6 protein-coding genes are annotated in these 13,288 nt (G+C 45.9%); all 6 read left to right on the top strand.

Annotation, left to right across the window (positions count from 1 at the left end; translation table 11 throughout):
- Positions 1 to 94: 94 nt before the first annotated feature.
- A complete protein-coding gene (gene rpoB, locus F3I09_RS10760) occupies positions 95 to 3,904 on the top strand; it encodes a DNA-directed RNA polymerase subunit beta (RefSeq protein ID WP_149695052.1) in 3,810 nt (1,269 codons plus the stop codon).
- Positions 3,905 to 4,050: 146 nt separating this feature from the next.
- Positions 4,051 to 8,346: a DNA-directed RNA polymerase subunit beta' gene (gene rpoC, locus F3I09_RS10755; protein WP_149695051.1), complete on the top strand. Its 4,296-nt coding sequence runs from the start codon at positions 4,051 to 4,053 to the stop codon at positions 8,344 to 8,346.
- Between the two features lie 99 nt (positions 8,347 to 8,445).
- A complete protein-coding gene (locus tag F3I09_RS10750; RefSeq protein WP_188133766.1) occupies positions 8,446 to 9,135 on the top strand; it encodes a DUF4397 domain-containing protein in 690 nt (229 codons plus the stop codon).
- A 145-nt stretch (positions 9,136 to 9,280) separates the two neighbouring features.
- On the top strand, positions 9,281 to 9,898 hold the full coding sequence (locus tag F3I09_RS10745) for an OmpH family outer membrane protein (RefSeq protein WP_188133765.1): 618 nt from the start codon (positions 9,281 to 9,283) through the stop codon (positions 9,896 to 9,898).
- A gap of 107 nt (positions 9,899 to 10,005) precedes the next feature.
- Complete coding sequence (locus F3I09_RS10740) at positions 10,006 to 11,445, top strand: APC family permease (protein ID WP_149695048.1); 1,440 nt, start codon at positions 10,006 to 10,008, stop codon at positions 11,443 to 11,445.
- Positions 11,446 to 12,278: 833 nt separating this feature from the next.
- On the top strand, positions 12,279 to 13,241 hold the full coding sequence (locus F3I09_RS10735) for a FecR family protein (RefSeq protein ID WP_149695047.1): 963 nt from the start codon (positions 12,279 to 12,281) through the stop codon (positions 13,239 to 13,241).
- The last annotated feature ends 47 nt before the right edge of the window (positions 13,242 to 13,288 follow it).

Genomic DNA, 13,288 nt, shown 5'->3' with positions numbered 1-13,288 from the left:
GAGGGTATTTGGCAAAGATGTCTTAATTTCCCCGATTCATGTTGTGATTTACTTCACAATATTATATAAGTTAATATAACTGCTAACTTCGAATATGTCTCTAAAAAAAGCCCAAACAAACGAAAGAGTAAATTTTGGAAAGATCAAACAAGTTACTGAGACACCGGATCTGTTGGCTATCCAAATCCAATCTTTCAAGGATTTCTTCCAGTTAGAAACCACACCAGACAAACGTAACAATGAAGGCCTTTTTAAAGTATTTAAGGAGAACTTCCCGATTACAGATACCCGCAACATCTTTAATCTGGAGTTTCTGGACTACTTTGTAGACCCTCCGCGATATACTATAGAGGAATGTATTGAACGTGGGCTTACCTATTCTGTACCGCTGAAGGCGAAGTTACGCCTGAGCTGTAACGATGAGGAGCACGTTGACTTCCAGACGATTGTGCAGGACGTATTCCTTGGGAATATACCCTACATGACTCCTAGAGGTACATTCGTGATCAACGGCGCAGAGCGCGTGGTAGTATCTCAGCTCCACCGTTCTCCTGGTGTATTCTTCGGACAGTCCATACATCCAAACGGTACTAAAATCTACTCTGCAAGGGTGATTCCGTTCAAAGGGGCATGGATGGAGTTTGCAACTGACATTAACAATGTGATGTACGCTTACATCGACCGTAAGAAGAAGTTCCCTGTAACTACCCTTCTGCGTGCGATCGGCTACGAAACAGATAAGGACATTCTGCAGCTCTTTGGAATGGCTGACGAAGTAAAAGCAGACAAGAAGAGCCTGGAAAAATATGCCGGTAAGAAACTGGGTGCACGCGTACTCAGAAGCTGGGTAGAAGATTTCGTAGATGAGGACACCGGTGAGGTAGTGAGCATCGAGCGTAATGAGATCATGCTGGAGCGTGACAGTATCCTGGACGAAGCGAATATCGAGACGATCGTGGATATGGGCGTGAAGAGCGTGTTTGTGCAGAAAGAAGAGGTGAGCGGCGACTTCTCCATCATTTACAATACTTTAAATAAAGATACATCTAACTCTGAGCTGGAAGCCGTTCAGCACATCTACCGCCAGTTACGCGGTGCCGATGCGCCGGATGATGAAACAGCAAGGGGTATCATCGATAAATTATTCTTCTCTGACAAGCGTTATGACCTCGGAGATGTAGGCCGTTACAAGATCAACAGGAAACTGGGTCTGCCTACACCGCTGAACATGAAGGTGCTGACCAAAGAAGATATCATCGCGATCATTAAATACCTGGTACAGCTCACCAACAGTAAAGCGGAGATCGATGATATCGATCACCTGAGCAACCGTAGGGTGCGTACCGTGGGCGAACAGTTATATGCGCAGTTTGGTGTTGGTCTGGCCCGTATGGCCCGTACCATCCGTGAAAGAATGAACGTTCGTGATAATGAGGTGTTCACTCCGGTGGACCTGATCAATGCAAGGACACTGTCTTCCGTAATCAACTCCTTCTTCGGTACCAGCCAGCTGAGCCAGTTCCTGGATCAGACTAACCCGCTGTCTGAGATCACGCACAAGCGTCGTATCTCTGCACTCGGACCCGGTGGTCTTAGCCGTGAAAGGGCAGGTTTCGAGGTGCGTGACGTACACTATAGCCACTATGGCCGTCTGTGTACCATTGAAACACCGGAAGGTCCGAACATCGGTCTGATCTCCACGCTTTGCGTACACGCGAAAGTGAATGACATGGGCTTTATCGAAACGCCTTACCGTAAGGTGAATGATGGTAAAGTTGACATGGATAAGGTACAGTTCCTGAGCGCGGAAGAAGAAGATTCTGTAAAGATTGCACAGGCAAACGCACCATTGGATGAAGGCGGCCACTTTATCAATGACAAGGTGAAATCCCGTGAAACCGGTGACTTCCCGATCCTCGATAAAGGTGAGGTTGAATACATGGACGTTGCTCCGAACCAGATCGTGGGTCTGAGCGCCTCCCTGATTCCGTTCCTGGAACACGATGACGCCAACCGTGCTTTGATGGGATCAAACATGCAACGTCAGGCCGTACCGCTGATCAATCCGCAGGTGCCTATCGTAGGTACCGGTCTGGAAGGTAAAGCAGCGCGCGACTCCCGTCTGCAGATCACCGCTGAAGGTAAAGGTGTGGTTGAATTCGTGGATGCAAATGAAATTCATGTTCGTTACGAGCGTGATGAAATGCAGAAACTCGTGTCATTTGAAGATGACCTGAAAATATATCAGCTGACCAAGTTCGTTAAAACCAACCAGAGCACCTGTATCAACCTGCGTCCTGCCGTTAAGAAAGGACAGCAGCTGGTAGAAGGAGACTTCCTCACAGAAGGTTATGCTACCCGTGGTGGTGAACTGGCGCTGGGCCGTAACATGAAAGTGGCGTTCATGCCATGGAAAGGTTACAACTTTGAGGATGCGATCGTAATCTCTGAGCGTGTGGGCCGTGAAGACCTCTTCACTTCCATCCACATCGACGAATACGAGCTGGAAGTACGTGACACGAAACTGGGTGAGGAAGAACTGACCCCGGATATTCCGAACGTAAGTGAAGAAGCTACCAAAGATCTGGACCAGAACGGTATCATCCGTGTTGGTGCGCACATTAAAGAGGGAGATATCCTGATCGGTAAGATCACCCCACGTGGTGAATCTGATCCTTCTCCTGAAGAAAAATTGCTGCGTGCGATCTTCGGTGACAAGGCTTCTGATGCGAAAGACGCTTCCCTGAAGGCGCCTCCAAGCACAGAAGGTGTGGTAATTGACAAGAAACTGTTCAGCCGCGCCAAGAAAGATAAGAACTCCAAGACCCGTGAAAAAGCGGCCCTGGAGAAACTGGAAAAAGTACACCAGAAGAACGAAGAAGACCTGCTGGAAGTGCTGATGAGTAAGTTGCTGACACTGCTGAAGGATAAAACCTCTCAGGGTATCACCAACACTTACGGTGAAGTATTGATCTCCAAAGGCTCTAAATTCTCTGCCAAGAACCTGGCAAACATCGACTTCCAGAATGTGAATCCGCTCGGCTGGACCACCGACGAGGTGACCAACGATCAGATCAACACACTGCTGCACAACTATAACATCAAGTATAATGAAGAACTGGGACGTTACAAACGTGAGAAGTTCAACATTTCAATTGGTGATGAGCTGCCAGCAGGCGTACTGAAACTGGCGAAGGTATACCTGGCCAGCAAACGTAAGCTGAAAGTGGGTGATAAGATGGCGGGCCGTCACGGTAACAAGGGTATTGTTGCCAAGATCGTTCGTGATGAGGACATGCCATTCCTGGAAGACGGTACACCGGTAGATATCGTACTGAACCCATTGGGCGTACCTTCCCGTATGAACCTTGGACAGATTTACGAAACAGTACTGGGTTGGGCTGGTCTGAAACTGGGAATAAGGTTTGCAACGCCAATCTTTGATGGTGCTACTACAGAAGAAATAGCCAACTATATCGACGAAGCAGGTCTGCCAAGCTTCGGCCATACTTACCTGTATGATGGCGAAACCGGTGAGCGTTTCCACCAGAAAGCTACCGTGGGTGTTATCTACATGCTCAAACTGAGCCACATGGTTGATGATAAGATGCACGCCCGTTCTATCGGACCGTACAGTCTCATTACACAACAGCCATTGGGTGGTAAGGCGCAGTTCGGTGGTCAGCGTTTTGGTGAGATGGAGGTGTGGGCACTGGAAGCATATGGTGCATCCAATATCCTGCAGGAACTGTTAACCATTAAGTCTGATGACATTGTAGGCCGTGCCAAAGCATATGAGTCTATCGTTAAAGGCGATAACATACCAAAAGCAGGCGTACCGGAATCATTCAATGTATTGATACATGAGCTCCGTGGTCTGGGTCTGGATTTGAAATTTGATTAATATTAGTCCATAAGTTGATGGTCCATAGTCCTAAGCAACCGCTTTAGACTATGGGCCTTAGGCTTTAGATAGTCAGACACGGTCTCCATGGACTTTGTCTATGCCCGCGGACTGAATAACATGTGAATTTTCTTTAAACAACATATATGGCCATCAAGAAAGAAAATCGTCCTAAATCAAACTTTAGCAGCATTACCATTAGTCTGGCTTCTCCGGATTCAATCCTGGAGCGCTCATATGGGGAAGTGCTGAAGCCGGAAACCATCAACTACCGTACTTATAAGCCGGAGCGTGATGGTTTATTCTGTGAAAGGATCTTCGGCCCCGTAAAGGACTATGAGTGCTATTGCGGAAAATACAAACGTATCCGTTACAAGGGTATCGTGTGTGACCGTTGCGGTGTGGAAGTGACTGAGAAAAAGGTACGTCGTGAAAGAATGGGTCACATCCGCCTGGTTGTGCCTGTTGTACACATCTGGTACTTTAAATCATTACCTAATAAGATCGGTTACCTGCTGGGGATGAGTTCCAAGAAACTCGAAACCATCGTTTACTACGAAAGGTATGTGATCATACAGGCTGGCGCTAAACAGGAGAAAGGCCTGAACTACGGCGACCTGCTGACAGAAGAAGAATATCTCGACATACTGGATACCCTGCCGAAAGACAACCAAATGTTGCCTGACGAGGATCCAAACAAATTCATCGCCAAGATGGGTGCTGAAGCGGTAGAAATGATGCTGGCCAGAATTGATCTGGATAGCCTTTCTTACCAGCTGCGTAACCAGGCGGCAACTGAAACCAGCCAGCAACGTAAGGCAGAAGCCCTGAAACGTCTGAGCGTGGTAGAAGCTTTCCGTGAAGCAAATGGTCGTGTTGAAAACCGTCCTGAATGGATGGTGATGCAATATATTCCTGTAGTACCACCAGAACTGCGTCCGTTAGTTCCATTGGATGGTGGCCGTTTCGCGTCTTCCGACCTGAACGACCTGTACCGCAGGGTGATCATCCGTAACAACCGTCTGAAACGTCTGATCGAGATCAAGGCGCCAGAGGTGATCTTACGTAACGAAAAACGTATGCTGCAGGAAGCAGTTGACTCCCTCTTCGATAACTCCCGTAAGTCAAATGCGGTGAAAGCAGAAGGTGGACGTGCACTGAAATCCCTGTCTGACGTACTGAAAGGTAAACAAGGTCGTTTCCGTCAGAACCTGTTGGGTAAACGTGTTGACTACTCCGGTCGTTCCGTTATCGTGGTAGGGCCTGAACTGAAACTGCACGAGTGTGGTTTGCCTAAGGATATGGCGGCTGAGTTGTTCAAACCGTTTATCATCCGTAAACTGATAGAAAGAGGTATCGTTAAAACGGTAAAATCAGCGAAAAAGCTGGTTGACAGAAAAGAAGCAGTGGTTTGGGATATCCTGGAGAATGTACTGAAAGGACATCCTGTAATGCTCAACCGTGCTCCGACCCTGCACCGTTTGTCTATACAGGCGTTCCAGCCTAAACTGGTGGAAGGTAAAGCGATCCAGCTCCACCCACTGGTGTGTTCTGCGTTCAACGCCGACTTTGATGGTGACCAGATGGCCGTGCACGTACCGCTCAGCAATGCTGCGATACTGGAAGCACAGTTACTGATGCTGTCATCACACAACATCCTCAACCCGCAGAACGGTACGCCTATCACCCTGCCTTCACAGGACATGGTATTGGGGCTGTACTACATCACCAAAGGCAAGAAATCTACTCCTACTGAAAAAGTAGAAGGAGAAGGTAAGGCTTTCTATTCTGCAGAAGAGGTGATCATTGCTTATAACGAGCAGAGAGTGAACCTGCATGCGAACATCCGTGTAAGAGCGACTATACGTAATGAGAAGGATGAACTGGAAACTAAACTGATCGAAACAACTGTAGGCCGTGTGATCTTCAACCAGCACGTTCCAAAAGAAGCTGGTTATGTGAATGCACTGCTGACTAAAAAGTCCCTGCGTGAGATCATCGGTGACATCATCAAGTATACTGATATCCCTAAAACTGCGAAGTTCCTGGATGATATCAAACAGCTTGGTTTCCGTACCGCATTCCGTGGTGGATTGTCCTTTAACATCAATGACCTGATCATCCCAGAGGTGAAACAGCACATGATCGATGGCGCTGCCAGTGAAGTTGATGAAGTATGGGATAACTATAACATGGGTCTGATCACGAATAACGAACGTTATAACCAGATCATCGATATCTGGTCACGTGTGGACACCAAAGTAACTGAAACGCTGATCCGTGAGCTGGCCAATGACAAACAGGGCTTCAACTCTGTGTACATGATGCTTGACTCAGGTGCGCGTGGTTCCAAACAGCAGATCAAACAGCTGGCTGGTCTGAGGGGATTGATGGCAAAACCGCGTAAGAGTGGATCTACCGGTTCTGAGATCATCGAGAACCCGATCCTGTCCAACTTTAAGGATGGTCTGAACGTATTGGAATACTTCATCTCTACGCACGGTGCCCGTAAGGGTCTTGCGGATACGGCACTGAAAACGGCGGATGCGGGTTACCTGACCCGTCGTCTGGTGGACGTAGCACAGGATGTGGTAATTAATGAAGAAGATTGCGGTACCCTGCGTGGTATTGCGACTTCCGCACTGAAAGATAACGAAGAGGTGGTTGAGCCGCTGTACGACCGTATCCTTGGCCGTACTTCCCTGCACGACGTATTCGATCCTCATACAGAGGAAATTATCGTTGAAGCAGGTAGCCTGATCAACGAAGATATCGCTCACCGTATTGAAGATAGCGCTATCGATACTGTAGAGATCCGTTCCGTACTGACCTGCGAAAGCCGCAGAGGGGTGTGCGTGAAATGTTACGGTAAGAACCTCGCTACGGGTTATGTAACCCAGCGTGGTGATGCTGTAGGTATTATCGCAGCACAGTCCATCGGTGAGCCTGGTACACAGCTGACACTGCGTACCTTCCACGTGGGTGGTGTGGCTGGTTCTACTTCCGTGGATACCGGCTTACAGGCTAAATTCGACGGTACAGTGCAGTTCGATGGTCTGCGTACTACTACATACGAAAACAACGAAGGAGAGAAAGTGCAGGTGGTAATTGGCCGTACCGGTGAATTACGTATCATGGACGTGAAGAACGACAGGTTGCTGATCACTAACAACATTCCGTACGGTTCTACCCTGCTGGTGAAAGACGGACAGAAAGTTGCGAAAGGTGACATGATCTGTACATGGGATCCATACAACGCCGTTATCGTATCTGAAATCGCGGGTAACATCCGTTTCGACAGCATCATCGAAGGTATCACCTTCCGTGAAGAAGCTGACGAGCAGACTGGTCACCGTGAGAAAGTGGTAATTGAAACAAAGGATAAGAACAAGATCCCGTCTATCTATGTAGATGGTAATAAAGAGGTGAAATCTTATAACCTGCCGGTAGGCTCCCACATCGTAATTGAAGAGGGTGAAGCTGTAAGAGCTGGTCAGGTAATTGTTAAGATCCCTCGTATACTCGGTAAACTGCGCGACATCACGGGTGGTCTGCCACGTGTAACTGAACTGTTTGAAGCACGTAACCCAAGCAATCCTGCCATCGTATCTGAAATTGATGGTGTGGTAGCTTTCGGTAACATCAAACGTGGTAACCGTGAGATCATCATCGAAAGCCGTGAAGGTCATATCAAGAAATACCTGGTGCCATTGACACGTCACATCCTGGTACAGGACGGTGACTTCGTGAAAGCAGGTACAGCGCTGTCTGATGGTTCCATCACACCTGCGGACATCCTGTCCATCAAAGGACCGTTTGCCGTTCAGGAATATCTGGTAAATGAGATACAGGAAGTATACCGTTTACAGGGTGTGAAGATCAACGACAAGCACATTGAGGTGATCGTACGTCAGATGATGCGTAAAGTGAACATCGAGGATCCGGGCGATACCCGCTTCCTGGAAGGTGACACTACCGATAAATTTGAATTCTTTGAAGAAAACGACAACATCTTCGATAAGAAGGTGGTTACCGAAGCAGGTGAATCTACTACGCTGAAAGCTGGTCAGATCGTTACGCTGCGTCAGGTAAGGGAAGAGAACTCCCTGCTGCGTCGTGCAGATAAGAAACTGGTGGAATTCCGTGATGCAAAACCGGCTACCTCCAGCCCGCTGTTACAGGGTATTACCAAGGCGTCCCTGGGTACTCACAGCTGGATCTCTGCAGCGTCCTTCCAGGAAACAACCAAAGTACTGTCTTCTGCAGCCATCAACGGTAAAACAGATGATATGCTTGGCCTGAAAGAAAACGTAATCACCGGTCACCTGATACCTGCAGGTACTGGTCTGCGTGAGTTCGAAAACATGATCGTAGGTTCCAAAGAAGAATATGATATCCTGGCGTCTTCCAAAGAAGTGTTCCAGTTTGACGAAGAGGAATAGAAGAGATACACTCATGTATAAAAAAAATGTCCCGGCACTACGCACGGGACATTTTTTTTACCTGTAACTTTCCGTCAATTAAACTACCGGATGATAGTCATGAAGCAACGGCTCTATTTAGTATTGTTATTAATAGTAGCAGGTATTATTGCCTGCAGTAAAGACACTGACAGCTCTATACCGGATACCAGTTCCAACATCAATTTTTTTACAGCGGTACCTAACCAGGAATTTGATGTGACGATAGACACCACCAGTATTGGCACTGAACTGGGATATGGTGAAAGTACGGGCTATCATGCATTCCAGGCAAAACGTTATACGCTCCGGATCTATCGTACGGGAAATCATACGGTACCAATAGGTGGTGGTGAGGTCAGTTTACGAAACGGGCATTATTATTCCGTATTCCTGTCTCAGAATAACAGTAATACGCTGCAACTGACGCTTGTTGAAGATAACCTGGGGGCATCCAGGCCCAGTTATGGTAAAGTGAGGTTCATTAACCTGAGTGATACTTATGTAAATGCGGTTTCGAGGCTGACCCTGGACATTTATGTGGACAATCTGCGGCTTTTCCGGCGTCAGAGTTACCAGGCGGCCACTGATTTTGCAGAAGTGCCGGTTGGAACACGTAATGTGGACGTCCGTTATGCTGACTCCAGCCTGAGTCTTATGGGGGCCAACAGCCATAGCTATGAAATACAGGACCAGAAGCAGTATACTATTATCGGCTATGGAAATGCTTTGAAGGCGGATTCCTTCAAACTGACGACGTTCGTGCATTAAAAGCAGCTTCCGGAGCAGGGAAAAAATTTATATGTGAAAGTGTTGTTAAGAAAGTGGGGGACTAAGTATAATCATCTAAAAACCTTATTTTAGCCGTTCAATTTTAAAAATGTATTTAAGGAGATTAAAAAATCCACCTAACAACATGCGCACTACTAAACAACTTGTGAAAAGCGGATTATTAACGGTACTGACAGCCGGAACATTTATTGCTTGCCAGCAGCCTAACAAACAGGGAGACAATAGTCCGGCGGCAGCTGCCAAGGACGGCAGTGTTGCATCTAATAGCAGTTTTATCATTGCATATGTGGATATCGATACCGTTGAAGCTCATTATGAATATTTCAAGGAGAAAAAGTCTGAGTTAGAGAAGAAACAGCAGGCTATTGACAATGAACTGCAGGCCAATGTGCGTGCATTACAGAACGAAGCTGCTGATTTTCAACGCAAAGCTAATGGCATGACGCAGGCAGAAGGTGAAGCAACTCAGCGTGCTTTATATAACAAACAGCAGCAGCTGGAAGGTAAGGCGCAGAACATGCGTTCCCAGTATGCAGAGCAGGAAAACAAGTTTAACGAAGAGCTGCAGAAAAGGCTGAACGATTTCCTGGCAAAGTATAACAGTAATAAACGTTATGCCTATATTCTTTCTTACCGTACCGGAGCCAGCAATGTTTTGTACAAGGATGAGAAGTATGATATTACAAATGAAGTAATTAAGGGTCTGAACGAAGCAAATGCATCAGCTACTGAGAAAAAATAATAGTTGCTATAGCAAAAACGTTTAAAAAATAATTATAAATTGGAATCCCGTCTCGTAAACATTACTGAGACGGGATTTTTTTAATCATATAGACACACACAGAACATATGGAAAACCACAACTCAGCTTTTCGTCCCAGTTTAAGTTTACTGGACGCAACCATGATCGTAGCCGGTTCGATGATAGGCTCCGGCGTATTTCTTGTATCTGCAGAAATTGCCCGTAATGTGGGCTCTGCGGGTTGGTTAACGTTAATGTGGGTATTAGGTGGTATCGTTACGATTATCGCTGCGGTGAGTTATGGAGAGTTGTCTGGTATGTACCCAAAAGCAGGTGGACAATATGTTTACCTGCGTGAAGCTTATAACCCATTGGTAGCCTTTCTGTTCGGCTGGACACAATTCAGCGTGATCCAGACAGGGACTATTGCGGCAGTGGCCGTGGCGTTTGCCAAGTTTTCCTCTTACATTATCCCGGCCTTCAGTGAAGAGCATATATTGCTGGACGCGGGTTTGGTAAAGGTGTCAGCAGCGCAGATCGTGGCTATCATTTCTATTATATTGCTTACCTGGATCAATACACGTGGTATTAAGAACGGTAAGATTATCCAGACAGTATTTACGCTGGCAAAACTGCTCTCCTTGTTTGGACTGATCATATTCGGGTTCCTGCTGGGAGCGAAACAGGAAGTATGGAATGCTAACTGGGCGAATGCCTGGGACGCTGTGAGCCTGACGCAAGTGGATGGGCAGGTTGCTACGTCACTGTTATCCGGACTTGCTTTATGTGGTGCTATTGCGATTTCTATGAAAGGGTCATTGTTCAGCAGTGATGCCTGGAACAATATTACCTTCATTGCAGCAGAGATTAAAAATCCGCAGAAGAATATAGGACGTGCGTTATTCCTGGGTACGCTGCTGGTGACTATCGTATATGTAAGCGCCAACCTGATGTACCTGGCGGTGCTGCCAATGCATGATATTGCTTTTGCAGCGAAAGACCGTGTAGCTGTTGTTGCTGCTGAGCAGATCTTTGGCGGAAGTGGTTCCCTGGTGATCGCAGTAATGATCATGGTATCCACTTTCGGATGTAACAATGGACTGATCCTGTCTGGCGCCCGTATTTACTATACAATGGCCGAGGACGGGCTGTTCTTTAAAAAAGCAGCTGAGCTGAATAAAGATAATGTACCAGCCAACGGGTTATGGATACAATGCGTGTGGGCATCATTGTTATGTCTGACTGGTAAATACAACGATTTGCTGGTAATGGTAATTTTTGGTGTACTAATTTTTTATGTTATCACAATTGCTGGTATCTTTGTGTTACGCAACAAGCGTCCGGATATTCCACGTCCCTATAAAGCATTTGGTTATCCTGTATTACCAATGATATATATTGTGGTAGCATCCGTACTGGCATTATTGTTACTACGTTTTGAGAGCGGCTATGCTTTATCCGGATTATTGATCATCATTATTGGTTTCCCGCTGTATTATCTGGCCATGAAGACACAAAAAACAGCTCGGAGAGTACGGGAAAACTAATATGGACAACTAATAATGCGGGTCTGACACAAAAGTTGTATGTAAAACGGTTGAAAATTTATCCGACTGCTGTGGAACTTTCAGTGAATTGATGTAATTTGCATGAAGACTTCCGGAAATAGAGGATTGATTTGTGTGTAACCCTTGACGCAACGACACGTATGAATAGAAAACCCTTTGTCAACAAAGAGCATTGCTTTTCCAAAAGAGCAATGAATAGAAGGGGAGGGAACCTATCATATTTCACTAAAGTGGAAGCCCGCAAGAATACAGGAGTAGAAAGGAAAGAATAGATGTTCAAACATTCATTAAATGATGCATGTATGAATAAATATTTATCAACATTGTTTGACGATAGGTAACACGTACTGAGAAACGAAAGTTAACATTAGAAGACTATATGCCGACAACAAACAACATCAAAAACAATATTCAATAAAGATATTTATAAAGGCAATTATTTCTCATTGGGTGGGAGTGAAGATGATTTGAACAAAATCTCTGAGCCCCATAATGACCATTAAAAGCCTACACGATTTGCATTCTCGAACATTCACATGACAATCTTAACAACAAGCGTATGGTATCTACCATACGCTTTTTTTGTGTTCGGTGGGTAAATACCGCATAGTGGATACTCAGGTATATCGAACGCTGCAAATATGCGAACGGTGGGCTTAACCGCAGGGGTAGGGGGGAGAGTGGGGAGATTAAGACCACTCTCAGGCTTTAATGTTAAGGAATTATGAACTCGTGTTTTCTCATTGGTATTTCTTTCTTCGGCCAGCGTTCTCTTTATGTAGATTGAATATTTGGATTACGACTTACCAATAATGAAAATAGATAAGCAATTACTTGAAAGATATTTTAAGGGTGACTGTACAGCAGCAGAAGCTGAACAGGTTGCTGCTTATCTTGATCAGCCCGAAACGCCCGAAGCAGATGAGTGGTTTGATAATATATATGAAGAGATCGAAGAGGAAACAAAGATAGAACCGTTGGTAAGCCCAGCTGGCAAAGGAAGGAAAGGAGCGGTTGTTTACAGCCGGTGGTATAGTGTAGCTGCGGCAGTGGTGGTGCTTTTGGGTGTTTGTACATGGTTGTTACAGCTTAGGCAACGAAATGGAGGGAAGGTGACGCTCGCACTCACCTGGGATACGCTAACCAACAATGACAGGAATATTAAGTTAATGACAATGACGGATGGGTCGCGTGTTTGGTTGGCGCCTCATTCAAGGATAGTTTATCCCTATAACTATAATGACACCAGCAGGGAAGTTTGGTTACAGGGCGAGGCATTTTTTGAAGTAGCGCAGGATCCGAAGAAATCTTTCAGTGTTCATACTGGTAAACTGAAAACAACAGCACTAGGTACTTCTTTTAATATTTCTACCGGCAATTTTGCTGACAGTAGCATTCAGGTAAGCTTGCTGGATGGAAAGATAGCTGTGATAAGTGAATCATTCTCTCTTATACTGAAGCCCGGAGAAATGATACGCTACGGTGGAAATAACTACCTCAAGCCAGTGGCGTTCAATGTCAGAGAAGTAATGGACTGGAAAAATGGAAAGCTCGTATTTGACAAAACGTCATTGGAAGACGTGTTTGCTAAATTACAATCCCGTTATGGATGTAACATTGTTATGGACAAAACTGTAAAAAGATCATATAAAGTCTCCGGTGTGTTCCGGGCAGGTGCACCGATTGAATATATTCTGGAAGCTATAAGATATGTACATGGTTTCCGGGTTGAGAAGAAGGACGAAAACACGTATGAGATAACTACGGCAAAATAATTTAAAGGTCACAACATATTTTATCGGGGAAAGAGTACCCGGCCTGT

The sequence above is a fragment of the Chitinophaga sp. CF418 genome (assembly GCF_900142925.1).
Classification (GTDB): Bacteria; Bacteroidota; Bacteroidia; order Chitinophagales; family Chitinophagaceae; genus Chitinophaga.
Note: the sequence above shows the minus strand (reverse complement) of the source record. Positions and strands in the feature narration are given on the sequence as shown.

Bases quoted from the DNA above. Each gene is read 5' to 3' on its own strand.
- F3I09_RS10745 (WP_188133765.1), top strand. From the start codon at position 9,281: ATGCGCACTACTAAACAACTTGTGAAAAGCGGATTATTAACGGTACTG.
- F3I09_RS10740 (WP_149695048.1), top strand. From the start codon at position 10,006: ATGGAAAACCACAACTCAGCTTTTCGTCCCAGTTTAAGTTTACTGGAC.
- rpoC (WP_149695051.1), top strand. From the start codon at position 4,051: ATGGCCATCAAGAAAGAAAATCGTCCTAAATCAAACTTTAGCAGCATT.
- rpoB (WP_149695052.1), top strand. From the start codon at position 95: ATGTCTCTAAAAAAAGCCCAAACAAACGAAAGAGTAAATTTTGGAAAG.
- F3I09_RS10735 (WP_149695047.1), top strand. From the start codon at position 12,279: ATGAAAATAGATAAGCAATTACTTGAAAGATATTTTAAGGGTGACTGT.
- F3I09_RS10750 (WP_188133766.1), top strand. From the start codon at position 8,446: ATGAAGCAACGGCTCTATTTAGTATTGTTATTAATAGTAGCAGGTATT.